This is a genomic window from Pseudomonas sp. GW821-FHT03C07 (genome assembly GCF_059420925.1).
The window spans coordinates 129,473-154,194 of the sequence record NZ_JBWKUQ010000014.1 but is presented as its reverse complement, the minus strand read 5'-3'; the positions used below and the strand labels follow the sequence as shown (position 1 = coordinate 154,194).

The following is a 24,722-nucleotide window of genomic DNA, read 5'->3' as shown; positions in this document are numbered from 1 at the left end:
CAGAACTGACACTTTCGCGGGCAAGCTCTGCTCTCACAGGCTCTCGGTCGCACACAGTTTTTTTGGCACGACTCGGGACAGTGTGGGAGCGGAGCTTGCCCGCGAAAAGGCCGGCACAGACAGCCTAGATCACGAACAGATCAACAAACCGCTGCACCGGCGTCGCCTCCAGGCGCGCCGAATCCTTGCACAAGGCCAGGATTTCGGCACTGCGCTGGGCAGTGAAGCGCGTCGCCAGGTTGGCCTTGAACTTGTCTTCCAGTAACGGAATACCCTCGGCCCGGCGGCGGCGATGGCCGAGCGGGTATTCGACCGCCACCTGCTCGGTACTCGTGCCGTCCTTGAAAAACACTTGCAGCGCATTGGCGATCGAACGCTTGTCGGCCTCCAGGTATTCACGGGTGTAACGCGGCTCCTCAACGATCACCATCTTCTCGCGCAACACATCAATGATCGGATGGCTCGCGTGAAAATCATCTTCATAGTGCTCGGCCACCAGCTCGCCGAAAGCCAGCGGCACCGCCGTCATGTACTGGAGGCAGTGGTCGCGGTCGGCGGCATTGGCCAGCTTGCCGACCTTGGAAATGATGCGGATCGCCGACTCATGAGTGGTAATCACGATCCGATCGATCTGGCCCAGGCGGTTTCTGACCAGGGGATGCAACGTCAGCGCCGCCTCGCAGGCCGTCTGGGCGTGGAACTCGGCCGGAAAACTGATTTTGAACAGCACGTTTTCCATAACATAGCTGCCATAGGCCTGGGAAAGGCTGAACGCGCGCTTGTCTGCGGGCTTGAGCGCCAGATCCTTGCTGGTGTGACTGAACAGCACGTCGTAGAAGCCCCATTGCGCCGCGCTCAACACCCCGGGAATCCCCATTTCCCCACGCAGGGCGATATCCGCCAGGCGTACGCCACGACTGGTGGCATCGCCCGCCGCCCAGGATTTACGCGAACCGGCATTCGGTGCGTGACGATAAGTACGCAATGCCTGCCCATCGACAAAGGCGTGGGACAGCGCCGCCAACAGCTGTTCACGGCTGGCCCCCATCAGTTTGGCGGTGACCGCGGTAGAGGCGACTTTCACCAGCAGCACATGGTCAAGACCGACTCGATTGAAGGCATTCTCCAGCGCGATCACGCCTTGAATCTCATGGGCCATGATCATCGCTTCCAACACCGCACGTACGGTCAGCGGAGGCTCGCCGTTGGCCACATGCTTCTGCGACAGATGATCGGCCACCGCAAGAATTCCGCCCAGGTTATCCGAGGGGTGACCCCACTCGGCCGCCAACCAGGTGTCGTTGTAGTCGAGCCAGCGGACGATGCAGCCGATGTCCCAGGCCGCCTTGACCGGATCGAGGCGAAAGCGGGTCCCCGGCACCCGGGCGCCGAACGGCACCACGGTACCCTCGACCAGCGGCCCCAGATGTTTGGTGCACTCGGGAAAACGCAGCGCCAACAGACCGCAGCCGAGCGTATCCATCAGGCAATGACGAGCGGTGTCCCACGCTTCCGGGGACTCGATTCGGTAATCGAGCACATAGTCGGCAATGTCCTGCAGGACCTGATCGTAATCGGGACGCTCATTCAGATCGACGTTGACGCTCATCTTCGCTTCACTCCCCGGGTATGCGTACCCAACCTTCCATCAGGACCCGTGCACTGCGACTCATAATGGCCTTGACCACGGTCCACTCGCCGTTGACCTGGGAAGCCTCGGCACCGACCCGCAAGGCGCCCGATGGATGGCCGAAACGCACCGCACTGCGTGCGCCACCGCCCGCCGCCAGGTTCACCAGCGTGCCAGGGATCGCCGCCGCCGTGCCGATAGCCACGGCCGCCGTGCCCATCATCGCGTGGTGCAGCTTGCCCATGGACAAGGCCCGTACCAACAGATCCAGATCGGCCGCCGCTACCGGCTTGCCGCTTGACGCGGTGTAGTTCGCCGGAGCCGCGACAAACGCCACCTTCGGCGTGTGCTGCCGCGTGGCCGCCTCGTCGATACGCTGGATCAGGCCCATGCGCACCGCACCGTAGGCGCGAATCGTCTCGAACATCGCCAGGGACTTCGGATCACCGTTGATATCGCCCTGCAACTCGGTACCGGTATAGCCGATATCCGCCGCATTGACGAAAATCGTCGGGATCCCGGCATTGATCATAGTCGCCTTGAAGGTGCCCACGCCCGGCACCTCCAGGTCATCCACCAGATTGCCGGTGGGAAACATCGAACCGCCAGCCCCCTCTTCCTCGGCCGCCGGGTCCATGAACTCAAGCTGCACTTCAGCGGCCGGAAAGGTCACGCCGTCGAGTTCGAAGTCACCGGTTTCCTGCACCTGACCGTCGCTGATCGGCACATGGGCGATGATGGTCTTGCCGATATTCACCTGCCAGATCCGCACCACTGCCACGCCGTTGCGCGGAATCCGGCCGGCGTCCACCAGGCCGGCGCTGATGGCGAACGAACCGACCGCCGCCGACAGGTTGCCGCAGTTGCCGCTCCAGTCGATAAACGGTTTGTCGATGGAAACCTGACCGAACAGGTAATCGACGTCGTGATCGGCCTTGATGCTCTTGGACAGGATCACCGTCTTGCTGGTGCTGGAGGTCGCGCCACCCATGCCGTCGATCTGCTTTTCATAGGGATCGGGGCTGCCGATCACCCGCAACAACAACGTGTCCCGCGCCGCGCCGGGCAGCTGCGCGGCTTCCGGCAGGTCACTGAGGTTGAAGAACACCCCTTTGCTGGTACCGCCCCGCATGTAGGTGGCGGGAATCCTGATTTGCGTTGCATGAGCCATGAAATTTCCTGCAGAGTCTGGGCGCGACATTATTTCGCGGCGAGACACAAATGTGTGGGAGCCGGCTTGCCGGCGATGACGGAGGTGAATCTTGCGCCTCAATCGCTGACAGACCGGCCGGTCATGAACAAGGCCGGGGCTTCGGTCGCCGCCCCGGCACCTTACTCAGCTCGCCGTGGCCGATTGGAGGAAGTCCTGGGCAAAACGCTGCAAGACACCGCCGGCCTCGTAGATCGAGACCTCTTCGGCGGTGTCGAGGCGGCAGGTCACAGGCACTTCGATACGCTCGCCGTTGTGACGATTGATAACCAGGGTCAGGGTGTTACGGGGAGTACGCTCACCGACCACATCGAAGGTCTCGGTGCCGTCGATACCGAGGGTCTTGCGGTCGGTCCCCGGCTTGAACTCCAGCGGCAATACGCCCATGCCCACCAGATTGGTACGGTGGATACGCTCGAAGCCTTCGGCGGCAATCGCCTCGACCCCGGCCAGGCGCACGCCCTTGGCCGCCCAATCACGGGACGAGCCCTGGCCGTAGTCGGCACCGGCAATGATGATCAGCGGCTGCTTGCGCTGCATGTAGGTTTCGATGGCTTCCCACATACGCATGACCTGGCCTTCCGGCTCGACCCGCGCCAGGGAACCCTGCTTGACCTGGCCGTTTTCCACGACCATTTCGTTGAACAGTTTCGGGTTGGCGAACGTGGCGCGTTGTGCCGTGAGGTGGTCGCCGCGATGGGTCGCGTAGGAGTTGAAGTCCTCTTCCGGCAGGCCCATTTTCGCCAGGTACTCACCCGCCGCGCTGTCGAGCATGATGGCGTTCGATGGCGACAGGTGATCGGTGGTGATGTTGTCCGGCAGTACCGCCAGCGGGCGCATGCCCTTGAGCGGCCGCGCACCGGCCAGGGCGCCTTCCCAGTAAGGCGGACGGCGGATATAGGTGCTCATTGGCCGCCAGTCGTACAGCGGCGTGACCTTGGGACCGGTGTCTTCTTGGATGGCGAACATCGGGATGTAGACCTTGCGGAACTGCTCCGGCTTCACCGACGCCTTGACCACCGCGTCGATTTCCTCGTCGCTCGGCCAGATGTCCTTGAGGCGGATTTCCTGGCCGTCGGCGTCCAGGCCCAGTACGTCCTTCTCGATATCGAAACGGATGGTCCCGGCGATCGCGTAGGCCACCACCAGTGGCGGCGACGCGAGGAAGGCCTGCTTGGCGTACGGATGGATGCGCCCGTCGAAGTTGCGGTTACCGGACAACACCGCCGTGGCGTAGAGGTCACGGTCGATGATTTCCTGCTGGATCACCGGATCCAGCGCACCGGACATGCCGTTGCAGGTGGTGCAGGCAAAGGCCACGACGCCAAAGCCCAATTGCTCCAACTCCTGGGTCAACCCGGCTTCATCCAGGTACAGCGCCACGGTCTTGGAACCCGGCGCCAGGGACGACTTGACCCACGGCTTGCGGGTCAGGCCGAGCTTGTTGGCATTGCGCGCCATCAGACCGGCGGCGATCACGTTGCGCGGGTTGCTGGTGTTGGTGCAACTAGTGATGGCGGCGATGATCACCGCGCCGTCGGGCATCTGCCCCGGCACATCGTCCCACTGGCCGGCAATGCCCTTGGCCGCCAGGTCGCTGGTGGCGACGCGGGCATGAGGGTTGCTCGGGCCGGCCATATTACGCACCACCGAGGACAGATCGAAGCTCAGCCCACGCTCGTAGTCCGCGCCTTTCAGGCTATCGGCCCAGAGGCCAGTGTGGCGGGCGTAGGTTTCCACCAGCTTGACCTGCTCGTCTTCACGTCCGGTGAGTTTCAGGTAGTCGATGGTCTGCTGATCGATATAGAACATCGCCGCCGTGGCGCCGTACTCCGGGGCCATGTTGGAAATGGTCGCGCGATCGCCCAGGGTCAGCGCGCTGGCGCCTTCGCCGAAGAACTCCAGCCAGGCACCGACCACTTTCTGTTTACGCAGGAACTCGGTCAGCGCCAGCACCATGTCGGTGGCGGTGATGCCCGGTTGCAGCTTGCCGGTCAATTCGACGCCGACACTTTCCGGCAGGCGCATCCAGGACGCCCGGCCGAGCATCACGCTTTCGGCTTCGAGGCCACCGACACCGATGGCGATCACCCCCAGGGCATCGACATGGGGCGTGTGGCTGTCGGTGCCGACACAGGTGTCGGGGAAAGCCACACCGTCACGCGCCTGGATCACCGGAGACATTTTCTCCAGGTTGATCTGGTGCATGATGCCGTTGCCCGGCGGTATCACATCGACGTTCTTGAACGCCTTCTTGGTCCAGTCGATGAAATGGAAACGGTCTTCGTTGCGACGGTCTTCGATGGCGCGGTTCTTGGTAAAGGCGTCCGGGTCGAAACCGCCGCACTCCACCGCCAACGAATGGTCGACGATCAACTGGGTCGGCACCACCGGGTTGACCTGGGCCGGATCGCCGCCCTGGGACGCGATGGCATCACGCAGCCCGGCCAGGTCGACCAGGGCGGTCTGGCCGAGAATGTCATGACAGACCACGCGGGCCGGGAACCAGGGAAAGTCGAGGTCGCGCTTGCGTTCGATCAGTTGCTTCAGGGAGTCGCTGAGGGTCGCCGGGGCGCAGCGCCGGACCAGGTTCTCGGCAAGCACCCGGGAAGTGTAAGGCAGGGTCGCATAGGCCCCGGGCTGGATGGCATCGACCGCCGCACGGGCGTCGAAAAAATCCAGCTGGCTGCCGGGTAGCGATTTACGGTATTCAGTGTTCATCGTCAGGACTCGGTCACGGTAGATTCAAGAGTGGACGCAGAACCTGTAGGAGTTGCATTTGCCAGCGAAACTTGTGGCGACCTTGAGGCCCCATTCGCGGGCAAGCTCCGTTCCCACAACGTCCATGTTGTACACAGGTTCAGGCTCGACTCAAATACTGTGGGAGCGGAGCTTGCCCGCGAAGAGGCCCTCAAGCCAGTCCAAGGCTTCGCGGACAAACACGCTTCCCACAGCCGGTATTCAGCGACGCTCGATTGGCACGAACTTGCGCTGCTCGACACCGATGTACTCGGCGCTCGGACGGATGATGCGGTTATTGCCACGCTGTTCGAACACATGCGCGGCCCAGCCGGTCAGGCGCGAGCAGACAAAGATCGGCGTGAACAACTTGGTCGGGATACCCATGAAGTGGTACGCCGAGGCATGGTAGAAGTCGGCGTTGGGGAACAGTTTCTTCTGCTCCCACATGGTCTTGTCGATGGCTTCGGAAACCGCAAACAACACAGTGTCACCGACTTCATCGGCGAGTTTCTTCGACCAGCCCTTGATCACTTCATTGCGCGGATCGTTGTCTTTGTAGATCGCATGACCGAAGCCCATGATCTTGTCCTTGCGCGCCAGCATGCCAAGGGTGCCTTCGACGGCCTCCTGCGGCGAACTGAAACGCTCGATCATTTCCATCGCCGCCTCATTGGCGCCGCCGTGCAGCGGGCCGCGCAAGGAACCGATGGCGGCGGTGACGCAGGAGAACAGATCGGACAGGGTCGAAGCACAGACCCGCGCGGTGAAGGTCGAGGCGTTGAACTCGTGCTCCGCGTAGAGGATCAGCGACACATCCATCACCTTGCGGTGCAGCTCGCTCGGCGCCTTGCCATGCAACAGGTGCAGGAAGTGCCCGCCGATGGAGACCTCATCGGTCACGCAGTCGATGCGCAGGCCTTCGTGGCTGAAGCGATACCAGTAGCACATGATCGCCGGGAACGCGGCCAGCAGCCGGTCGGTGGCTTCATGCTGGCGGGAAAAGTCGCCTTCGGGTTCGATATTGCCGAGGAAGGAACAGCCGGTGCGCATCACATCCATCGGATGGGCGTCAGCGGGAATCCGCTCCAGCACTTCCTTCAGCGCCTGGGGCAAATCGCGCAAGGTCCGCAACTTGCCCATGTAGGCCGCCAGTTCGGTGGCCGTCGGCAGTTCGCCGTACAACAGCAGGTAGGCAACTTCTTCGAAACGCGCCTCGGCGGCCAGTTCACGCACGTCGTAGCCACGGTAAGTCAGGCCGGCACCGGCCTGGCCAACGGTGGACAGGGCGGTTTGCCCGGCGACCTGGCCACGCAGGCCGGCACCGCTCAGTACTTTTGCTTCAGCCATTGCTCTCTCCAATTCTTGATGTTGTCAGGGACTCGGCCATTCAATCAATGGGCGTTCGCCGCAAGAGGCTGCACACCCAAACCGTGGGAGCGGAGCTTGCCCGCGAAGCTTTTTGGCGCTCTCAGGGGCCCCTTCGCGGCGGTGCGGCGATCCGACAAGCTCCGCGCCCACAAAAAACGATCAGCCCTTCTTCTGGGCAAACAGCGCATCAAGCTTCTGCTCGAAGGTGTGGTAGTCGATACGGTCGTACAACTCCATGCGGGTCTGCATGGTGTCGATCACATTCTGCTGGGTACCGTCGCGGCGAATCGCCGTGTAGACGTTTTCCGCCGCTTTGTTCATCGCGCGGAAGGCCGACAGCGGGTACAGCACCAGCGACACATCGGCGGACTTCAGCTGTTCGGTGGTGAACAGCGGCGTCGCACCGAACTCGGTGATGTTGGCCAGGATCGGCGCTTTCACCCGGCTGGCGAACAATTTGTACATTTCCAGTTCAGTAATGGCTTCCGGAAAGACCATATCGGCGCCGGCCTCGATGCACGCGGCGGCACGTTCCAGGGCCGATTCCAGGCCTTCCACGGCCAGGGCATCGGTCCGCGCCATGATCACGAAGCTGTCGTCGGTGCGGGCATCCACCGCCGCCTTGATGCGGTCGACCATCTCCTGCAGGGTGACAATTTCCTTGTTCGGACGATGACCGCAACGCTTGGCGCCGACCTGGTCCTCGATATGAATCGCCGCCGCACCGAACTTGATCATCGACTTGACCGTGCGCGCGACGTTGAACGCCGAGGCGCCGAAGCCGGTGTCGACATCCACCAGCAGCGGCAGGTCGCAGACATCGGTGATGCGTCGCACGTCAGTGAGCACGTCATCCAGGCCGGTGATGCCCAGGTCCGGCACCCCGAGGGAACCCGCCGCGACACCGCCACCGGACAGGTAGATGGCCTTGAAGCCGGCACGCTTGGCCAGCAAGGCGTGGTTGGCGTTGATCGCGCCGACCACTTGCAAGGGATGTTCGCTGGCGACCGCATCGCGGAAACGCTGACCGGGCGTGCTCTGGTTGGAACCCTGACTCATGACTCACCTCGCTTCGTAGCTGTCGGTTTGACGGCGTCCTGGTAGTGACGCGCGATATTGCGTTTCGACGCGCCGATATGGCGGCGCATCAGCAGTTCGGCCAATTCGCCATCACGCTCGGCGATGGCGTCGAGAATCCGGTGATGTTCGGCGAACGCCTGGCGTGGCCGATTGGGGGTAACGGAAAACTGGATGCGGTACATGCGCACCAACTGGTACAGCTCGCCGCAGAGCATCTGGGTCAGGGTGCGGTTGCCGGCGCCCTGGATGATCCGGTAGTGGAAGTCGAAATCACCCTCCTGCTGGTAATAGCCGACACCGGCCTGAAAGGCTGCGTCACGCTCATGGGTATTGAGAACCTGTCGCAACTCCTCGATTTCCTCGACGGTCATGCGCTCGGCGGCCAAGCGACAGGCCATGCCTTCGAGGGACTCGCGGATCTCGTAGAGCTCGATCAGTTCGGCCTGGCTGAGGGACACCACCCGCGCCCCGACATGGGGCACGCGCACCAGCAGGCGCTGGCCTTCAAGGCGGTGAATGGCCTCGCGCAGCGGGCCGCGGCTGATGCCGTAGGTGCGCGCCAGTTCCGGCTCGGAAATCTTGCTGCCGGGGGCAATCTCACCCTTGACGATCGCCGCCTGAATACGCCGGAAGACGTTCTCCGAGAGGGTCTCGGACTCCTCAGGGTCAATCAGGGTAATCGCCTGCTGATCCAGCATATTGTCGACACTCCATGAGTTAATGGCGGTAAAAATAGCCAAAAACGACAAAGCAGTCAAAGCATTTGTCAGGATTGTCGACAATAGTCTAAGAGAGTCGCCTGAAAGTCCAAACCGTCATTTGCCCTGCGCTGGCACCACAAAATCAGCACGCCAAGGTGCGCGTCAGTCAAACCTGGCTGATGGCCACACGAGGAAACTCGTTGGTATTTCAGGTTTTATTGGGGTCCTATAAAAATCATCAGCCCTCCCTTAAACTGAAGACTGCTTTAGGAATATAAAGTTTTAGGCAGGCGAATCACGCTAAAAATCGCGTCAACAAGCTATTTCAAACTCGAACACCCTGAAGGCTTTAAAAGCCTCTCGTCTGCCCTACCGACGCCCGCATAATGTTCAGTATTTTCTTTTCTGCACCTCCGTCATGCGCCCGATCAACCGCATCAAATTAACGCATTAAAAAAATATTTAAATCATCCTCCCCATCACTGTTCAACAGCATCCGCGTTCACATATTCAGGCGTAGGAAATTGGGTATAACGCTCCGTCACATCTTCATACCAGCGCCCGATACCGGTCAACATCAACTTCATGTGAGAAATATAACTATCTACTTCTTTATGACAGGCACCAAAATCAGGCAGAGCGGCATGCAAGGCATCCACCTCTTTTACATAGCCATCATGTATCCGGAGGGACTCCTCGACAGCCTCTTTCAATGAGATTTGGTATTCATGCTGCACCACCAACACGATATTAAGCACTTCAGCCGCCAATGCCTTTTCTTTCTCCAAAGAAGCAAAATCATTTTGAATGACCGTAAGCCGCGCTATGACCGCTCTAAATCTTTGAATAACCGGATGATTGTGCAGATGCACCGGCAACGTAAAACCCAGCGCTGGATCCAGCATATCCAGATATGGATACATGGCAATCGAATATTCCCTGATAGGCAGCAGGATCGCCAAAGGAGGGAAGCGCTTTATCTCAGCCAGCTTGTAAGGGGTTTCCGCCATTAAGCCATAGGTGACATAACGATAAAAAGAATGAGCCAATCGCTCAATCCAAAAATCGGGCATAAACGTTTTGAACTCTTTAGTCATCTGCGCCGCCTGGCGGACCATTCCAATATCGTCAGGACGAGGCTCCTCGCCCAAGAGGATATTGACCATGTGATCTCTTATCGGCACCAGCTCACTGATCGGACAAAACTCATAATAATCATCAAACAGTGTCAACCAGATCATCAGCCTGGCTATTGGTCGCAGACGCGCCACATCAGTGGTGGTGGGCGACATATAGGCCGCGGCGGCGGCCAAACCATGCCGTTTATATTTCTCCCGTGTCGCTACCGACATAAAAGTATAATCCGTATCGTACCAGACGACCTCTTCCTCAAGTAGGGAATCGACCAGCGGACTGGCGATAAAAGCCCAAGGGTATGTGGGCATGAGTTGATTATTTTTCTTGCGCATGATGTCAAGCTCTCCGATTGTCAATTTACGACCGATGAGAATTCAAAGCCAATAAAGAACCGTGTCCACGTCTTTAATTCTTAGAAACTTCTCACAGCATGGAAATAAACAACCATTTCACCCATAGAGCTGCTGTTACACCGCCTAGACATCCTGATTTACGGGACCAAAAGATTATAGCCCACACTGCCTGGAGCGCCGCATCGGGCTTGTGGGCATGCAGCATCTGGCGCCCCCCCTCAGGCTTGCCCGTCGCCCGTGCGCTCGGTCATTTGCCCGGCGCTGGCGCGACAAGACCAGCATGCTAGAATGCCGCGCGCATCCGTCGATGCGCTGCCTGTCATATTTTCCTGACAGACGTACGAGGATGCTTGCGCGATATTGCCAGTCCCCTTGAATCAAGATTGCCCGATACGCGCCAGGATTTATGAGACTCAAGCCTTTCCCCCTACTGCTTCTCTGCCTGCTTTGTCTGCCTGGCATGAGCCTGGCGACCGAGAAGACGGTGTACGGCCTGAACGAGTACGCGCGCCTGGCCGGGATCGATCTGCAAGTGCCGGCCAAGCTCGACACCGGAGCCAAGACCGCCTCCCTCAGTGCCCGCGACATCCACCGGTTCAAACGCAACGGCGAGAGCTGGGTACGCTTCTACCTGGCGATCGACGCCGCACACTCGCACCCGATCGAACTGCCCCTGGCCCGCGTCAGCAAGATCAAGCGCCGCGCCGGCGACTATGACCCGGACGAGGGCAACGCCTATACCGCGCGCCCAGTGGTCACCCTGGAAATCTGCATGGGCAGCGCCTTGCGCAGCATCGAACTGAACTTGACCGACCGTAGCAGCTTCCAATACCCGCTGTTGATCGGCTCCGAGGCCCTCAAGCGCTTCGATGCGCTGGTCGACCCCAGCCTCAAATACGCCGCCGGCAAACCCGCCTGCAGCCACGACGCTCAAACCGCCGAGTAATCCGAATGCGTTCTCTTACCCTCCACCTGAAAATTCTCATCACCGTACTGGTGCTGTTGGGGGTTTCGGTCACGGCCTATCAGATTTTCGTGCTGGGGATTCCCGTCACCGAGGATGCTACGGACGACTTGTGGAATATCGACGCCAAGGTCGAGTTCGTCGCCAACAGCAAGGAACCGGTGAAGATCCAGATGTTCGTGCCGCCCCTGAGCCGCGACTACGTCAGCCTCAACGAGAGCTTCATTTCCAACAACTATGGGGTGAGCGTCAACCGCGCCGACGGCAACCGCAAGGTCATCTGGTCGGCACGCAAGGTCAGTGGCAAGCAGACGCTGTATTACCGCCTGGTGCTGACCAAGCGCTACACCGGCGAAAAACCCAAGGTCAAAGGCCCGACTTTCCGCGACAGCATGGCGATCGAAGGACCGGAAAAAATCGCCGCCGACGCTTTGCTCGCACCGATCCGCCAGCACTCGGCGGACGTCGAGACTTTCATCGGCGAGACCATCAAGCGGGTCAACAACCTGGCCGATGACAACGTCAAGCTGCTGCTCGCCGGCGACCCGTCGACCCCGCACAAGGCGCAGATCATCGAGTTGCTGCTGTCCATCGCCCATGTGCCGATGGAAAGGGCCCACACCCTGCGCCTGGTGGCCGATCAACCGCAAACCCCGGAACTCTGGCTGCGCAGCTTCAACGGCAACAACTGGCTGTACTTCAACCCGGACACCGGCGAACAGGGCCTACCCTCCGACCGCCTGCTGTGGTGGACCGGCGCCGACAACCTGATCACCGTCGATGGCGGCAAGAAGGCCGGCGTCACCTTCAGCCTGAACAACAGTGAGATGAACGCGATCCGCCTGGCCAAGCTGACCGACGAGAACTCCGACGCCAACTTCCTCGAATATTCGCTCTACGGCCTGCCGCTGCAAACCCAGCAGACCTTCATGATCATGGTGATGATCCCCATCGGCGTGCTGGTAATCCTGATCCTGCGCAACCTGATCGGCCTGCAGACCCTCGGCACCTTCACCCCGGTGCTGATTGCCCTGGCCTTCCGCGAAACCCAGCTGGGCTTCGGCATCGTGCTGTTCACCATCATTACCGCCCTCGGGCTGTCGCTGCGCTCCTACCTGGAACACCTGAAGTTGCAGATGTTGCCGCGGCTGTCGGTGGTGCTGACCTTCGTCGTGGTGCTGATCGCCGCCATCAGCCTGTTCAGCCACAAGCTGGGCCTGGAGCGCGGCTTGTCGGTGGCGCTGTTCCCGATGGTGATCCTGACCATGACCATCGAGCGCCTGTCCATTACCTGGGAAGAGCGCGGCGCCAATCATGCGCTGAAAGTCGCCATCGGCACGCTGTTCGCGGCGGCCCTGGCCCACTTGATCATGACCGTGCCGGAGCTGATCTACTTCGTCTTCACCTTTCCGGCGATCCTGCTGATCCTGGTGGGCTTCATGCTGGCGATGGGCCGCTATCGCGGTTACCGCCTGACCGAACTGGTGCGTTTCAAGGCATTCCTGAAGGAACAAGCCTGATGTTCGGCCTGTGGAAAACCTGGAAGGCCCTGGAAGCCCGAGGCATCATGGGAATCAACCGGCGCAACGCGGACTATGTACTCAAGTACAACAAGCGCAGCCTCTACCCCATCGTCGACGACAAGATCATCACCAAGGAACGGGCCATCGCCGCCGGCATCCATGTGCCGGAAATGTATGGGGTGATTTCCACGGAAAAGGAAATCGACCGGCTTGAGGCGATCATCGCCGGACGTCGGGATTTCGTCATCAAGCCGGCCCAGGGCGCGGGCGGCGACGGCATCCTGGTGATCGCCGACCGTTTCGAGGGCCATTATCGCTCGATCTCCGGGCGCCTCATCAGCCACGGGGAAATCGAGCACCAGATCTCCAGCATTCTCACCGGCCTGTATTCCCTGGGCGGGCACCGCGACCGCGCGCTGATCGAGTACCGGGTCACCCCCGACCCGATCTTCAGAAGCATCAGCTACGAAGGCGTGCCGGACATCCGCGTCATTGTGCTGATGGGCTACCCGGTGATGGCCATGCTGCGCCTGCCGACCCGTCAGTCCCATGGCAAGGCCAACCTGCACCAGGGCGCCATTGGCGTGGGCGTGGACCTGGCGACCGGGATCACCCTGCGCGGCACCTGGCTGAACAACATCATCCGCAAACACCCGGACACCACCCACCCGGTGGACGGTGTGCAATTGCCAAACTGGGACGCTTTCATGCAACTGGCAGCCGGTTGCCATGAGCTCTGCGGCCTGGGCTACATCGGCGTGGACATGGTGCTGGACCAGGACAAGGGCCCGCTGATCCTCGAGCTCAACGCCCGCCCCGGCCTGAATATCCAGATCGCCAACGACTGCGGCCTGACCCACCGCACCCATGCCGTGGAGGCCCACCTGGCGGAACTGGCCGCCGAGGGCCTCAGCGAGACACCGGCGCAACGGGTGCGCTTTGTCCAGGAACTGTTCGGACGTGTGCCTGCGATCGAAGCCTGATCGGCCCTCTTCATAACACCGCCCCTGTAGAAGCCGGCTTGCTGGCGATGAGACCGGTGAGCCTTGCGCTGATCTTGCGGGCGCCATCGCCAGCAAGCTGGCTCCTACACGATCCTGCGATATCCCTCTAGGAGCGGCGTCGGCAGGGGACTACAATCGCGCACCGCGCTCCCATGGCTGACCCGCCCCCCATGTTGACCTGCTCCGTACATCCGCTGCCCTACCACGCCAATCCCGCTCATTACTTCGCGGCGATTCGCCATGCGCCCGGGGCCGTGCTGCTCGACAGCGGCCGCCCCGAGGCCGAGCGCGGGCGCTACGACCTGCTCAGCGCCTGGCCGCTGGAGCAACTGGCGGTGTTGCCGGACGAACGCGGCGCGGCGTTCCTGCAACGCCTGCGGGACAACCTGGCGCGCCTGGGTGAAGCGCAACTCCCCGCGGGTCTTGAACTGCCTTTTGCCGGCGGCCTGATCGGCTACCTGAGCTACGACTTCGGCCGCCATCTGGAAAACCTGCCTCATCAGGCCCGGGACGACCTGCAACTGCCCGACGCGCGTTTCGGCCTGTACGCCTGGGCGCTGATCAGCGATCACCAGCGAGGCAGCAGCCAACTGGTGTTCCATCCCGGCGTCGAAGCCGTTGAACGCGAACGGCTGATCCAACTGTTCAGCCAACCAGCCGGCCAGGGCAGCAGCGACTTCCAGCTCATGGCGCCGATGACCGCGGACCTCACGACCGAGGCCTACCGCCAGGCGTTCGAACGCATCCAGCACTATATCCAGGCCGGCGACTGCTACCAGGTCAACTTCGCCCAGCGCTTCCGGGCCGCCTGCCAGGGCGATCCGTGGGTTGCCTATTGCGCCTTGCGCGCCGCCTGCCCGACACCCTTCTCCGGTTTCCAGAGCCTGCCCGACCAGGGCGCGGTGCTGAGCCTGTCACCGGAGCGTTTCGTCAAGGTCAGCCAGGGCCAGGTCGAGACACGGCCGATCAAGGGCACCCGCCCGCGTGGCCGCGACGCTGTCGAGGACGCCGCCAACGCCGCCGAACTGCTGGCCAGCGGCAAGGACCGCGCGGAGAACCTGATGATCGTCGACCTGCTGCGCAACGACCTGGGGCGCACCTGCCGCATCGGTTCGGTGCGGGTGCCGGAACTGTTCAGCCTGGAGAGTTACCCCAATGTGCACCATCTGGTGAGCAGCGTGACCGGGACCCTGGCCGACGACCGTGACGCCCTCGACCTGATTGCCGGCAGTTTCCCCGGGGGCTCGATCACCGGCGCACCGAAGATCCGCGCCATGCAGATCATCGACGAGCTGGAACCGACCCGACGGGCGTTGTATTGCGGTTCGCTGCTGTACCTGGATGTACGCGGCGAGATGGACAGCTCCATTGCCATCCGCAGCCTGCTGGTCAAGGATGGCCAGGTCAGTTGCTGGGGCGGCGGCGGCATCGTCGCCGATTCCGACTGGCAGGCCGAATACCAGGAGTCCATCACCAAGGTGAAGGTCTTGCTCGATACCCTGCAAGACCTTTGAAACCCTGCTTCCGGAACACCACAAAACCTGTAGGAGCCAGCTTGCTGGCGATAAGGCCCTCAAGCCTGGCATCGTTCATGCGGACGCCATCGCCGACAAGCCGGCTCCCACAATGACCGCGTTCGAGCATGGGGCCGTCGCCGAAGGATTTTGTTACTATTAGCCTATTCGAGCGCAAAGCGCCGCTGACTTAGGAACCGCCTGATGAGCCAACCATTCGACGTCGCTGAACTCGCCGCGACCTACGCCAACAAGTCCGCCCAGGACATTCTCAAGCTGGCCTTCGCCCAGTTTGGCGATGACCTGTGGATATCTTTCAGCGGCGCGGAAGACGTGGTGCTGGTGGACATGGCCTGGAAACTGAACAAGAACGTCAAGGTCTTCAGCCTCGACACCGGTCGCCTGCACCCGGAAACCTATCGTTTTATCGATCAGGTGCGCGAGCACTACAAGATCGACATCGAGCTGATCTCCCCGGATCACAATGAGCTTGAGCCGTTCGTCAAAGCCAAAGGCCTGTTCAGCTTCTACAAGGACAACCACGGCGAATGCTGCGGCATCCGCAAGATCGCCCCGCTGCGGCGCAAGTTGTCCGGCGTCAGCGCCTGGGCTACCGGCCAGCGTCGCGACCAGAGCCCGGGCACCCGCAGCCAGGTGGCGGTACTGGAAATCGACAGCGCCTTCTCCACCCCGGAACACACCCTGTACAAGTTCAACCCGCTGGCGCAGATGAGCAGCGAAGAGATCTGGGGTTATATCCGCATGCTCGAACTGCCGTACAACAGCCTGCATGAGCGCGGTTTTATCAGCATCGGCTGCGAGCCCTGCACCCGTCCGGTGCTGCCGAACCAGCACGAGCGCGAAGGCCGCTGGTGGTGGGAAGAAGCCACGCAGAAGGAATGCGGTCTGCACGCCGGCAACCTGATCGCCAAGATCTGAAGACCTGGCACGCTCTCCGTGTAGGAGCCAGCTTGCTGGCGATGGCGTCCGCGAGATCAATGCAAGACTCACCGGCCTCATCGCCAGCAAGCTGGCTCCTACAGGGACCGCGTGGCCTTCAAGATCGCGTTCCAGCGCAGACAAAAAAGCCCCGAACCAATCGGGGCTTTTTCATGTTCGGGCGACTCAGTGCACCGGCAGCTCGACACCGTCGAACAGCTCTTCCAGTTCTTGCTTGTTGTGGCACTGGATGGCCTTGGCCATGACTTCACGGGTCAGGTGCGGGGCGAACTTCTCGATGAAATCGCACATGAAACCGCGCAGGAAGGTGCCACGACGGAAGCCGATCTTGGTCACGCTGGACTCGAACAGCTCACTCGCATCAAGCACCACCAGGTCCTTGTCGAGCACCGGGTCCACCGCCATTTTGGCGACGATACCGACACCCAGGCCCAGGCGTACATAGGTCTTGATTACGTCGGCGTCCGCCGCGGTGAACACCACCTTGGGGGTCAGGCCGCGATGGCTGAAGGCCTCGTCCAACTTGGAACGGCCGGTGAATCCGAACACGTAGGTGACGATCGGGTATTCGGCCAGGGTTTCCAGGGTCAGCTTCGGCAGCTTGGTCAGCGGGTGACCCTGGGGCACGACCACGCAACGGTTCCAGCGATAGCACGGCATCATCACCAAGTCGCCGAACAGCTCCAGGGCCTCGGTGGCAATGGCGAAATCCACGGTGCCGTCGGCGGCCATCTCGGCGATCTGCATCGGCGAGCCCTGGTGCATGTGCAGGGCCACATCCGGGTATTGCTTGATAAAGCTGCTGATCACCGGCGGCAAGGCATAACGCGCCTGGGTGTGGGTGGTGGCGATCGACAAGGTGCCTTTCTTCTCGTTGGAGAATTCCTGGGCGATCTGCTTGATGCTCTCGACCTTGCGCAGGATCTCGCCGGCCGTGGTGATGATACGTTCACCGGCTGGCGTGACGCGGGTCAGGTGTTTGCCGCTGCGGGCGAAGACTTCGACCCCCAGCTCGTCTTCGAGCAGGCGGATCTGTTTGCTGATACCCGGCTGAGAGGTGTAAAGGCTTTGGGCGGTGGCGGAAACGTTGAGGTCGTGGTGCGCCACTTCCCAGATGTAGCGCAGTTGTTGAAGCTTCATATGTATCCCTCAAAGCAGGTAGACGCCACAGGTAACAGCGGCGATATATAACTATATGAATGGTTTGAAGAATAAATCTAGAACTTTTTTATCAAATCGCCGACTTTCCGACTCAGATATCGCCATAGCGACGGCGCTGTAACAGTGGCACCAGGTAGACCGGCACCTGGGCCAACTGCAGGACCCGCGCGGCGGTGCGCCCCAAATGCGCCTCGCCAGCGCTGCCATGGCTGTGGCTGCCGACGATCAACAGGTCCACCGAAAGGGCCCGGGCCTGTTCCAGAATGACCTGCGACGGGTCGCCCTGGAGCACCTTGATCGATTGGATCATGCTCAGGTCCTGCAGCCCGTCCGCGCACTCCTCGCGAAAGCTGTCGAGCACCCGCTGCTCAATGGTCGCCATCACGGTGTTAAGACCCTGGCTGTGAAATTCGTTCAATGCCTGTTCGTCCAGGTAGCTCTGCAACACCGATTCGGCGAACAAACCCATCGGCTCGACCGCATGCACCACATACAAATCGGCCTTGAACGTCCGCGCCAGTTCCAGGGCATGCTGCATGACATAAGGCGCATACAGACCGAGGTCGGTGGCATACAACATCGAACGAATCATGGGGCCTCCTCGACTGCCAGAATGGCCGAGCTCAGTTGAGCTTAGCAGCGCCCCGAAGAGCGCGGTGCACGGCTGGTCGGGCCGGCCCCGTTGCTCATCCCTGAAGAAACTCGATCCAGAAAACACCACGACACCTGTAGGAGCCAGCTTGCTGGCGACAGCGGTTTACCAAGCGACGAAAATGTCGACAGTCAGATCGCAATCGCCAGCAAGCTGGCGCCTACAGGACCGCATTCATCCCTGGCGATTGTTCGCGTTGATAAACGCCAGGGCCTGGTACAAGGCCCGGATCTTCGGCAACTCACAACCGACGGCACTCGCCGCGGCCAGCGGGCGCGCATAGACGGCATCCAGCTCCAGCGCGCGCTTGTGGACAAAGTCGTGGTACATGCTCGGCCAGTAGTCCGGCATCTTTTCCGTCACCTTGAACAGGTGCGCGGCATAACCGGCCGGCAGCTCGTGACCGCAGGCCTGGGCGCCCTGCACCACTTCGGCCATCAGCGCCTGGACCAGTTCGCGGCTGCTGTCATCGGTCATCAGCGGCGTGGTGCTGGCCCGCAGCAACACCGACAGGCCATTGTAAGGCACGTTCCACACCAGCTTCTGCCAGCGCGCCTGCTGCAGGTTGGCCATGGCCTGGGACTCGATGCCCGCCTCATGGAACAAGCCAGCCCCCTCTTCGACCAGGGCCTGTCGAGCCGTTGCATCCTGCAGCAACGGACCACTGTGATAACCGATGTTCACCGCCCCGAGGGCCTGATGCACGATAGCCCCGGGGCCGGTACGGTGCACGCAGATAAAGCACAGCCCGCCCAACAGATGCAGTGACTCGGGCAGCAGCGCACGCAACTCATCCTCCACATCGAGGCCGTTCTGCAGCACCAGCACCTTGGCCCCAGGCGCGGCGGCCTGGGCGATCAGCGGGGCGAGACTGGCATTGCTGGTGGTCTTGGTCCCCACCAGCAGCCAGTCGCAGAGTGGCATATCGCTGGCCTGGGCATAGGCCTGCACGGCATTCAGATGCAGAGGACCGTGCACCGCACTGTCGATATGCAAGCCGTTCTCGAGCACTGTCGAAAACTCGCTGCGCAACAAGAAGTGCACATCAAAACCGGCCCGCGCCAGCATGATGCCGTAATACCCGCCGATCGCACCGGTACCGATAATGCCGATACGCGGCTTGCTCGCTGAACCTGTCATGGCAACTCCTCTGGTACAAGACTCAAGGCTTGCCGAAGCGCTTCGGCAAGCTCGTTCACAGCCAGGCGTGAGCGCACAGCGCCATGAAAATCACCGTCCTTGACCACAAACAGCGCCGGCAGATGAAACACCCCGTAACGCTGCACCGCCCCGCCATTATCGCCGGCATCGATCCAGCACAGGCGCTCGACCGGCAGGGCCAGGGTCGGCAAGACCTCCCGAGCAAACCGACAGGAAGCGCAACCGACACTGGTGAATATCAATAATGAAACACCTGGCAAGTCCAATAGATTCCGGTCGATATCAAAATCCGTCAACTCCAGGCTCTTCACTATACTGTTGGAAAGTTTTTCCACTGATCGACGCAGGGAGTCGTTGTTCATGGTGCGCTTTCTTCCTCATCCCGATGACGTTCCCGTCACATTGACCCTGCTTGAACATTCCTGCATTTCCCGCCACCAACTCGAGCGCATCAGCCTGGGCGGTGTGTCCTGCCTCTCGGCCCGCGGCTGGCGCAAAGGCTCGGCGCTGCAGATGTGCATTCCCAGCCTCGGCGCAGCCGCCTGTTATCCCGGCTACGTGGCCTGGTGCCTGAAACGCAAGCACGGCTACCGGGTGGGCATTGCCTTTGTCGACGAGCAAACCCTGTTCGGCGCGCGCATGGGTGAGCAGGTCTGCCAGATCGAACGCTACCAGCGAACGCGCGAGCAACAAAGCGAAGATCGGCAAAACGTCGAAGTCATCGCCCAGCAATGGGTTCGCGAACACGCCAGCGACTTCTCCCGCGCCAGCCTGGAGCAACCTTATGTGCGGGCTTTGCTCGATTAAACCGGCCAGGCCATTGCCCGCGCCCCGCCTAACGCGCTAAGGTTCGGCTCCCCGACGCGCTTAAATCTGCTGCGCTCCGCCGCGCGGGGATCGCTGGCGGCCGGCATCCGTGACCTGACGAGTAACACGATGGCTGATTTACCGATCAACGACCTTAACGTCGCCTCCAACGAGACGCTGATCACCCCTGATCAGCTCAAGCGTGAAATCCCCCTGAGCGAGTCCGCCCTGCGCACCGTGACCAAGGGCCGCGAGGTGATCCGCAATATTCTCGATGGCACCGACCATCGCCTGTTTGTCGTGATCGGGCCTTGCTCGATCCACGACATCAAGGCGGCCCACGAATACGCCGAGCGCCTCAAGGTCCTCGCCGCCGAAGTGTCCGACAGCCTGTACCTGGTGATGCGCGTGTATTTCGAGAAGCCGCGCACCACCGTGGGCTGGAAAGGCCTGATCAACGACCCTTACCTGGATGACTCCTTCAAGATCCAGGACGGCCTGCACATCGGTCGCCAGTTGCTGCTGGATTTGGCGGAAATGGGCCTGCCCACTGCCACCGAAGCCCTCGACCCGATCTCGCCGCAGTACCTGCAGGACCTGATCAGCTGGTCGGCCATCGGCGCGCGTACCACCGAATCCCAGACCCACCGCGAAATGGCCTCGGGCCTGTCCTCGGCCGTGGGCTTCAAGAACGGTACCGACGGCGGCCTGACCGTGGCGATCAACGCCTTGCAGTCGGTGTCCAGCCCGCATCGCTTCCTTGGCATCAACCAGGAAGGCGGCGTGTCCATCGTCACCACCAAGGGTAATGCCTACGGTCACGTGGTCCTGCGTGGCGGCAACGGCAAGCCGAACTACGACTCGGTCAGTGTCGCGGTCTGTGAACAGGCGCTGGCCAAGGCCAAGATCAAGGCCAACATCATGGTCGATTGCAGCCACGCCAACTCCAACAAGGACCCGGCCCTGCAACCGCTGGTGATGGAGAACGTCGCCAACCAGATCCTCGAAGGCAACCAGTCGATCATCGGCCTGATGGTCGAAAGCCACCTGAACTGGGGCTGCCAGGCGATTCCGAAAGACCTCGCCGACCTGCAATACGGCGTGTCGATCACCGACGCCTGCATCGACTGGAGCGCCACCGAAAAAACCCTGCGCAGCATGCATGCCAAGCTCAAGGACGTGCTGCCCAAGCGTCAGCGCGGCTGATCGCAACAGGCAGACACGAAAACGCCGGGCATTGCCCGGCGTTTTCGTGTGCGTCCTGGACTCAGATCTTCGCGGCGTGCCGCTGATGACGTTCCATGTAACGTTCGACATAGGAGCAGGAAGGAATCACCGTGTAACCCATCTGGTCGGCATAGGCCAGCGCCTGCTCGGTCAATGCCGCCGCAATGCCCCGGCCACGCAAGGCGTTGGGCACGAAGGTGCGGTAGATATCCAGGGTCTGCTTACCCAGGTCCATATAGGTCAGGTAGGCACGATGACCGTCCACATTGGTCTCGAATTGATGACCTGCCTGGTCATGGTGGATGGACAACGCCTCGCTCATCACTACTCCTCGCGGGTCTTGGATTCTGACCCTACCTTACATGTTTTTCCGGCGAAGGAACCACCTGGCTCACGACGAAAAATCGTTTCATCAGCCAAATCGCCACAAAGATCCTACGCCGCCCCGTGCCTGGCTGGACAACGAGAAGAGCCGACAGCTCCCGAACAAGTGGGCACCTGACAGATAGTAGGCGTCCTGTCTCCCCCGCTCAAGATACGCTCGTCATGTACTTCGACCGGCTCATGGTAGCCCCGTCGAACTGGCCCTTTCGCTGGAAAACCTGAACAGCGGCTGCAGACTGCCGGAATGTTATGTTGTAAGACGAACTGTGCCGCTTAAAGTCACTTTTCAATTGGCAAAGATGCCCCCCCGCCCAGGTGACGGTAGAAGCAAAGAGTCATTCGCCGCGACTAACACGACGCATGTATGAGCAGTGGACAGTCCCTGTGACTGGCACACTAGTGCAGATCTGACTTAGCCAAAGCGCCCGAATCGCGCCCGCTTGCTGCACATTTTTCATACAGAATCATGAAAACTTAGCTGAAAACATTCTCTTCCAAAAAATTTTTTTGCTTCTTGCGTTACGTCAGTTTACTTACTACAAGTAATGGGTAGTATGTATGCCGACTATATCCCCACTCTGGGGAGATGGTTATTAATAGAAAGTCCTTGAAGGGGAACACGATGAACAACGTTCTGAAATTCTCTGCTCTGGCCCTGGCCGCCGTTCTGGCCACTGGTTGCAGCAGCGCATCCAAAGAAACCGAAGCTCGTCTGACTGCTACGGAAGACGCTTCTGCTCGTGCCCAGGCTCGTGCTGACGAAGCCTACCGCCATGCTGATGAAGCTCTGGCTGCTGCTCAAAAAGCACAACAGACTGCTGATGAAGCTAACGAGCGCGCTCTGCGCATGCTCAATAAAGCAAGCAAGAAGTAATAATCCTTCGGGGTTGTTATCAAGCCGATCCATTATTGGATCGGCTTTTTTTTGCCTGTCGGAAAAGCGGGCAGGTATAAAAAACCCGCCTGGGCCACTGGGCCCAGGCGGGTCGCTGTACAAATCCTTACTGCTGCAAATCAGGCGCGTTAGACACCAACGACGGCGCTCCCGGCACGGCGATTTCCGTCGGCAGGCCATCTTCGGCGGCTACCACGTCACGCACCTGATCCCAGTTGACCCGCAAATTCTTCGCCAGGTCTTCACGCTTGAGCAGGGCATTGATCACCGCCGTGTGCTTGTCGACCACCGAAGGGTTGCCATTGTCGTCCAGCGGTGTGTGAGCTTCGAGGAACACCTTGCCGCCGCTCACGCCGAACTTGTAGGCCTCGTTGATAATCCGCACCGAAGTGCCCACCGGCACCATGCCGGCCATCTCCAGCACGTTGTTGTTGTACATGCGGAAACAACCGTGGCTGGTCCGGGTGCCGATACCGAACTTCATGTTCGAACCATGGATCAGATACCCCGGCGTCCCCAGGGTGAACTTGAACGGGCCCAACGGATTGTCGGGGCCAGCCGGGACCACGTTGGGCAGGGGATCACCCTCGGCGGCGTGCTCGGCCTTGATCGAGGCCGGCGGGGTCCAGGTCGGATTCGGGATCTTGGCGGTAATGGTGGTGTGGGCGACCGGTGAGCCCCAGCCTTCGCGACCGATCCCCAACGGGAAGGTGTAGACCACGTTGCGCCCCTTGGGGAAGTAGTACAGGCGGTACTCGGCCAGGTTGATCACGATGCCTTCGCGCGGACCCGGCGGCAGGATGAAGCGGGTCGGCAGGACAATATTGGTCCCCGCGCCCGGCAACCAGGCATCGACGCCCGGGTTGGCCGCGACCATCTCCGAATAACCCAGGTCGTAGGTGGTCCCGAGGTCGGCGAAGGTATCTTCGTACTTGGCCTTGATCACCTGGACCTGGCCGACAATATCCTCGCCAGGAGGAGGCAACGGCAGTTCCAGCGCCGAAACGGGACCCGCTACACAGAGGGCGGCCACAGACAGGCAACGGGCAACGGCAGGAAAGCGCGACAACATCCGGGACATCCTTCGCATAGATCGACGTAAGTAAATAGACAGCAATTGTACACCGACACCGCGCCGGCAAGGGAGATGGCGCACTGGGACAATCGTAACGAGACAGGTACGGTACAGGTTGCCGGTGTAGCAGCGAGCTTGCTCGCGATGGACCTCAACGATGACGCGAAAAGCCTGCCCCCCGCGTTGCCCTGACTACCATCGCGAGCAAGCTCGCGCCTACAACTCGAAGCGCAGTTCCGGCCAGATCGGCGGCGTACCGCGCTTCTGCGATTCGAGAATCGCCCGACACAGAGGGCACAGACGCTGGTCGCGAAAAATCGAGCGATCCACCCCCGACCAACGTGGCTGGGCCGGCAACAGCGTGCCGCAGAGCGTTCGATCGGCCGAGCCGCCGAGCTCCAGCTGCCGGGTGACCAGGTGCACGCGCACTTCCTGACAGGCGAACAGATCGAGCTGCTCGTCGGGTTCGATCAGTTGGTAGGCAAACAAGGACCAGGCGGGACGCTGCATCGATGGCTCCAAATCGGGGGCGCCACCATAGCCGAAAGCCGGCCGCTAGAAAAGCTCAAAGCAGCGGTTTGAGCCTCGGCCAGACGTTATCGAGCAACATCCCCTGACCAGCGGGCGCCGGATGAATCCCGTCGGCCTGCATCAGTTCGGGATGACCGCCGATGCCTTCGAGGAAAAACGGCACCAGGGCGATATTTTTTTCCTCGGCCAGCTCGCCATAGACCTTGGCAAAGGCCTGGGTGTAGCGCGGACCATAATTGGGCGGAATCTGCATCCCGAGCAGTAGGACTTTTGCACCTGCGGCCTGAGACTTGTCGATCATCGATGCAAGATTTTGTTTCAATTGCGTCGGCAACTGCCCACGCAGACCATCGTTGCCGCCCAACTCGAGCACCACCACCTGCGGTTTGTGCTCTGCAAGCAGCGCCGGCAGCCGCGCCTGGCCCCCCGCACTGGTGTCGCCACTGATGGACGCATTGACCACCTGATCGGCAAAACCCTCACTCTTCAGACGCTTTTCCAGCAGGGCGACCCATCCCACACGGGTATCCAGGCCGAAACCCGCGCTGATACTATCGCCCACGATCAGCACTGTACCCGCCGCCGCGTTCTGGGCCATGCACATCAAGGCCAGGCCGGCACTCAAAAACCACACTCGCATCGG

General features: G+C 60.9%; 23 protein-coding genes. 8 read left to right on the top strand and 15 right to left on the bottom strand.

Going from position 1 to position 24,722, the window contains the following annotated elements:
• Window positions 1-124 precede the first annotated feature (124 nt).
• The 7 genes from prpD to AC07VG_RS24085 all read right to left on the bottom strand — a co-directional run bounded on the left by prpD (window position 125) and on the right by AC07VG_RS24085 (window position 10,200).
• Window positions 125-1,609, bottom strand: a complete 1,485-nt coding sequence (gene prpD, locus AC07VG_RS24115) for a 2-methylcitrate dehydratase (RefSeq protein ID WP_495002954.1) — start codon at window positions 1,607-1,609, stop codon at window positions 125-127.
• A 7-nt stretch (window positions 1,610-1,616) separates the two neighbouring features.
• A complete protein-coding gene (gene prpF, locus AC07VG_RS24110; protein ID WP_495021994.1) occupies window positions 1,617-2,801 on the bottom strand; it encodes a 2-methylaconitate cis-trans isomerase PrpF in 1,185 nt (394 codons plus the stop codon).
• 165 nt (window positions 2,802-2,966) lie between these two features.
• On the bottom strand, window positions 2,967-5,561 hold the full coding sequence (gene acnD / locus AC07VG_RS24105; protein ID WP_495002952.1) for a Fe/S-dependent 2-methylisocitrate dehydratase AcnD: 2,595 nt from the start codon (window positions 5,559-5,561) through the stop codon (window positions 2,967-2,969).
• 240 nt (window positions 5,562-5,801) lie between these two features.
• Window positions 5,802-6,929, bottom strand: coding sequence for a bifunctional 2-methylcitrate synthase/citrate synthase (gene prpC / locus AC07VG_RS24100; protein WP_495002951.1), 1,128 nt, complete (start codon window positions 6,927-6,929; stop codon window positions 5,802-5,804).
• A gap of 180 nt (window positions 6,930-7,109) precedes the next feature.
• On the bottom strand, window positions 7,110-8,009 hold the full coding sequence (gene prpB / locus AC07VG_RS24095; RefSeq protein ID WP_495002950.1) for a methylisocitrate lyase: 900 nt from the start codon (window positions 8,007-8,009) through the stop codon (window positions 7,110-7,112).
• On the bottom strand, window positions 8,006-8,728 hold the full coding sequence (locus tag AC07VG_RS24090; protein ID WP_495002949.1) for a GntR family transcriptional regulator: 723 nt from the start codon (window positions 8,726-8,728) through the stop codon (window positions 8,006-8,008). The genes prpB and AC07VG_RS24090 overlap by 4 nt, the downstream gene beginning before the upstream one ends.
• A gap of 482 nt (window positions 8,729-9,210) precedes the next feature.
• Window positions 9,211-10,200 (bottom strand): terpene synthase family protein, encoded by a 990-nt coding sequence (locus tag AC07VG_RS24085; protein WP_495002948.1) that lies wholly within the window; start codon window positions 10,198-10,200, stop codon window positions 9,211-9,213.
• Between the two features lie 427 nt (window positions 10,201-10,627).
• Here AC07VG_RS24085 and rloA point away from each other — a divergent pair, with 427 nt between their 5' ends.
• The 5 genes from rloA (at window position 10,628) to AC07VG_RS24060 (ending at window position 16,165) form a co-directional block, all read left to right on the top strand.
• Entirely contained in the window at window positions 10,628-11,167 is a 540-nt protein-coding gene (gene rloA / locus AC07VG_RS24080; protein ID WP_495002947.1) for a retropepsin-like aspartic peptidase RloA, read from the top strand.
• Window positions 11,168-11,172: 5 nt separating this feature from the next.
• Window positions 11,173-12,705: an osmotic stress tolerance membrane protein RloB gene (gene rloB / locus AC07VG_RS24075; protein WP_495002946.1), complete on the top strand. Its 1,533-nt coding sequence runs from the start codon at window positions 11,173-11,175 to the stop codon at window positions 12,703-12,705.
• Entirely contained in the window at window positions 12,705-13,691 is a 987-nt protein-coding gene (locus AC07VG_RS24070; RefSeq protein ID WP_495002945.1) for an alpha-L-glutamate ligase-like protein, read from the top strand. The genes rloB and AC07VG_RS24070 overlap by 1 nt, the downstream gene beginning before the upstream one ends.
• Before the next feature lie 191 nt (window positions 13,692-13,882).
• Entirely contained in the window at window positions 13,883-15,226 is a 1,344-nt protein-coding gene (gene pabB / locus AC07VG_RS24065) for an aminodeoxychorismate synthase component I (RefSeq protein ID WP_495002975.1), read from the top strand.
• 204 nt (window positions 15,227-15,430) lie between these two features.
• Window positions 15,431-16,165: a phosphoadenylyl-sulfate reductase gene (locus AC07VG_RS24060; protein ID WP_495002944.1), complete on the top strand. Its 735-nt coding sequence runs from the start codon at window positions 15,431-15,433 to the stop codon at window positions 16,163-16,165.
• A gap of 186 nt (window positions 16,166-16,351) precedes the next feature.
• Here AC07VG_RS24060 and cysB read toward each other — a convergent pair whose 3' ends face one another.
• The 4 genes from cysB to AC07VG_RS24040 all read right to left on the bottom strand — a co-directional run bounded on the left by cysB (window position 16,352) and on the right by AC07VG_RS24040 (window position 19,522).
• Complete coding sequence (gene cysB / locus AC07VG_RS24055; RefSeq protein WP_040065465.1) at window positions 16,352-17,326, bottom strand: HTH-type transcriptional regulator CysB; 975 nt, start codon at window positions 17,324-17,326, stop codon at window positions 16,352-16,354.
• Window positions 17,327-17,438: 112 nt separating this feature from the next.
• Window positions 17,439-17,939: a universal stress protein gene (locus tag AC07VG_RS24050; protein WP_495002943.1), complete on the bottom strand. Its 501-nt coding sequence runs from the start codon at window positions 17,937-17,939 to the stop codon at window positions 17,439-17,441.
• Window positions 17,940-18,173: 234 nt separating this feature from the next.
• Entirely contained in the window at window positions 18,174-19,139 is a 966-nt protein-coding gene (locus AC07VG_RS24045) for a putative 2-dehydropantoate 2-reductase (RefSeq protein ID WP_495021993.1), read from the bottom strand.
• On the bottom strand, window positions 19,136-19,522 hold the full coding sequence (locus AC07VG_RS24040) for a thioredoxin family protein (protein ID WP_495002941.1): 387 nt from the start codon (window positions 19,520-19,522) through the stop codon (window positions 19,136-19,138). The genes AC07VG_RS24045 and AC07VG_RS24040 overlap by 4 nt, the downstream gene beginning before the upstream one ends.
• Here AC07VG_RS24040 and AC07VG_RS24035 point away from each other — a divergent pair.
• Window positions 19,521-19,967: a PilZ domain-containing protein gene (locus tag AC07VG_RS24035; protein WP_495002940.1), complete on the top strand. Its 447-nt coding sequence runs from the start codon at window positions 19,521-19,523 to the stop codon at window positions 19,965-19,967. The two genes, AC07VG_RS24040 and AC07VG_RS24035, sit on opposite strands and share 2 nt — an antisense overlap.
• 129 nt (window positions 19,968-20,096) lie before the next feature.
• The gene (locus AC07VG_RS24030; protein ID WP_495002939.1) at window positions 20,097-21,173 is read left to right on the top strand and encodes a 3-deoxy-7-phosphoheptulonate synthase; all 1,077 of its coding nucleotides are present in this window, start codon (window positions 20,097-20,099) and stop codon (window positions 21,171-21,173) included.
• A gap of 61 nt (window positions 21,174-21,234) precedes the next feature.
• Here AC07VG_RS24030 and AC07VG_RS24025 read toward each other — a convergent pair whose 3' ends face one another.
• Complete coding sequence (locus AC07VG_RS24025; RefSeq protein ID WP_040065473.1) at window positions 21,235-21,516, bottom strand: GNAT family N-acetyltransferase; 282 nt, start codon at window positions 21,514-21,516, stop codon at window positions 21,235-21,237.
• Window positions 21,517-22,200: 684 nt separating this feature from the next.
• Here AC07VG_RS24025 and AC07VG_RS24020 point away from each other — a divergent pair.
• Complete coding sequence (locus tag AC07VG_RS24020) at window positions 22,201-22,452, top strand: Lpp/OprI family alanine-zipper lipoprotein (RefSeq protein WP_495002938.1); 252 nt, start codon at window positions 22,201-22,203, stop codon at window positions 22,450-22,452.
• 127 nt (window positions 22,453-22,579) lie between these two features.
• Here AC07VG_RS24020 and AC07VG_RS24015 read toward each other — a convergent pair whose 3' ends face one another.
• The 3 genes from AC07VG_RS24015 to AC07VG_RS24005 all read right to left on the bottom strand — a co-directional run bounded on the left by AC07VG_RS24015 (window position 22,580) and on the right by AC07VG_RS24005 (window position 24,719).
• The gene (locus AC07VG_RS24015; protein WP_495002937.1) at window positions 22,580-23,545 is read right to left on the bottom strand and encodes a L,D-transpeptidase family protein; all 966 of its coding nucleotides are present in this window, start codon (window positions 23,543-23,545) and stop codon (window positions 22,580-22,582) included.
• A 219-nt stretch (window positions 23,546-23,764) separates the two neighbouring features.
• Entirely contained in the window at window positions 23,765-24,058 is a 294-nt protein-coding gene (locus AC07VG_RS24010) for a hypothetical protein (RefSeq protein WP_191485136.1), read from the bottom strand.
• A 55-nt stretch (window positions 24,059-24,113) separates the two neighbouring features.
• Window positions 24,114-24,719, bottom strand: coding sequence for an arylesterase (locus tag AC07VG_RS24005; protein ID WP_495002936.1), 606 nt, complete (start codon window positions 24,717-24,719; stop codon window positions 24,114-24,116).
• Window positions 24,720-24,722: the final 3 nt, after the last annotated feature.

Coding starts and splice junctions, on each gene's coding strand:
- acnD (WP_495002952.1), bottom strand. CDS start 5,561: ATGAACACTGAATACCGTAAATCGCTACCCGGCAGCCAGCTGGATTTT.
- rloB (WP_495002946.1), top strand. CDS start 11,173: ATGCGTTCTCTTACCCTCCACCTGAAAATTCTCATCACCGTACTGGTG.
- prpC (WP_495002951.1), bottom strand. CDS start 6,929: ATGGCTGAAGCAAAAGTACTGAGCGGTGCCGGCCTGCGTGGCCAGGTC.
- AC07VG_RS24085 (WP_495002948.1), bottom strand. CDS start 10,200: ATGCGCAAGAAAAATAATCAACTCATGCCCACATACCCTTGGGCTTTT.
- rloA (WP_495002947.1), top strand. CDS start 10,628: ATGAGACTCAAGCCTTTCCCCCTACTGCTTCTCTGCCTGCTTTGTCTG.
- cysB (WP_040065465.1), bottom strand. CDS start 17,326: ATGAAGCTTCAACAACTGCGCTACATCTGGGAAGTGGCGCACCACGAC.
- AC07VG_RS24010 (WP_191485136.1), bottom strand. CDS start 24,058: ATGCAGCGTCCCGCCTGGTCCTTGTTTGCCTACCAACTGATCGAACCC.
- AC07VG_RS24050 (WP_495002943.1), bottom strand. CDS start 17,939: ATGATTCGTTCGATGTTGTATGCCACCGACCTCGGTCTGTATGCGCCT.
- AC07VG_RS24060 (WP_495002944.1), top strand. CDS start 15,431: ATGAGCCAACCATTCGACGTCGCTGAACTCGCCGCGACCTACGCCAAC.
- prpF (WP_495021994.1), bottom strand. CDS start 2,801: ATGGCTCATGCAACGCAAATCAGGATTCCCGCCACCTACATGCGGGGC.
- AC07VG_RS24070 (WP_495002945.1), top strand. CDS start 12,705: ATGTTCGGCCTGTGGAAAACCTGGAAGGCCCTGGAAGCCCGAGGCATC.
- pabB (WP_495002975.1), top strand. CDS start 13,883: ATGTTGACCTGCTCCGTACATCCGCTGCCCTACCACGCCAATCCCGCT.
- AC07VG_RS24045 (WP_495021993.1), bottom strand. CDS start 19,139: ATGACAGGTTCAGCGAGCAAGCCGCGTATCGGCATTATCGGTACCGGT.
- AC07VG_RS24090 (WP_495002949.1), bottom strand. CDS start 8,728: ATGCTGGATCAGCAGGCGATTACCCTGATTGACCCTGAGGAGTCCGAG.
- AC07VG_RS24020 (WP_495002938.1), top strand. CDS start 22,201: ATGAACAACGTTCTGAAATTCTCTGCTCTGGCCCTGGCCGCCGTTCTG.
- AC07VG_RS24030 (WP_495002939.1), top strand. CDS start 20,097: ATGGCTGATTTACCGATCAACGACCTTAACGTCGCCTCCAACGAGACG.
- AC07VG_RS24035 (WP_495002940.1), top strand. CDS start 19,521: ATGGTGCGCTTTCTTCCTCATCCCGATGACGTTCCCGTCACATTGACC.
- prpD (WP_495002954.1), bottom strand. CDS start 1,609: ATGAGCGTCAACGTCGATCTGAATGAGCGTCCCGATTACGATCAGGTC.
- AC07VG_RS24015 (WP_495002937.1), bottom strand. CDS start 23,545: ATGTTGTCGCGCTTTCCTGCCGTTGCCCGTTGCCTGTCTGTGGCCGCC.
- AC07VG_RS24040 (WP_495002941.1), bottom strand. CDS start 19,522: ATGAACAACGACTCCCTGCGTCGATCAGTGGAAAAACTTTCCAACAGT.
- AC07VG_RS24025 (WP_040065473.1), bottom strand. CDS start 21,516: ATGAGCGAGGCGTTGTCCATCCACCATGACCAGGCAGGTCATCAATTC.
- AC07VG_RS24005 (WP_495002936.1), bottom strand. CDS start 24,719: ATGCGAGTGTGGTTTTTGAGTGCCGGCCTGGCCTTGATGTGCATGGCC.
- prpB (WP_495002950.1), bottom strand. CDS start 8,009: ATGAGTCAGGGTTCCAACCAGAGCACGCCCGGTCAGCGTTTCCGCGAT.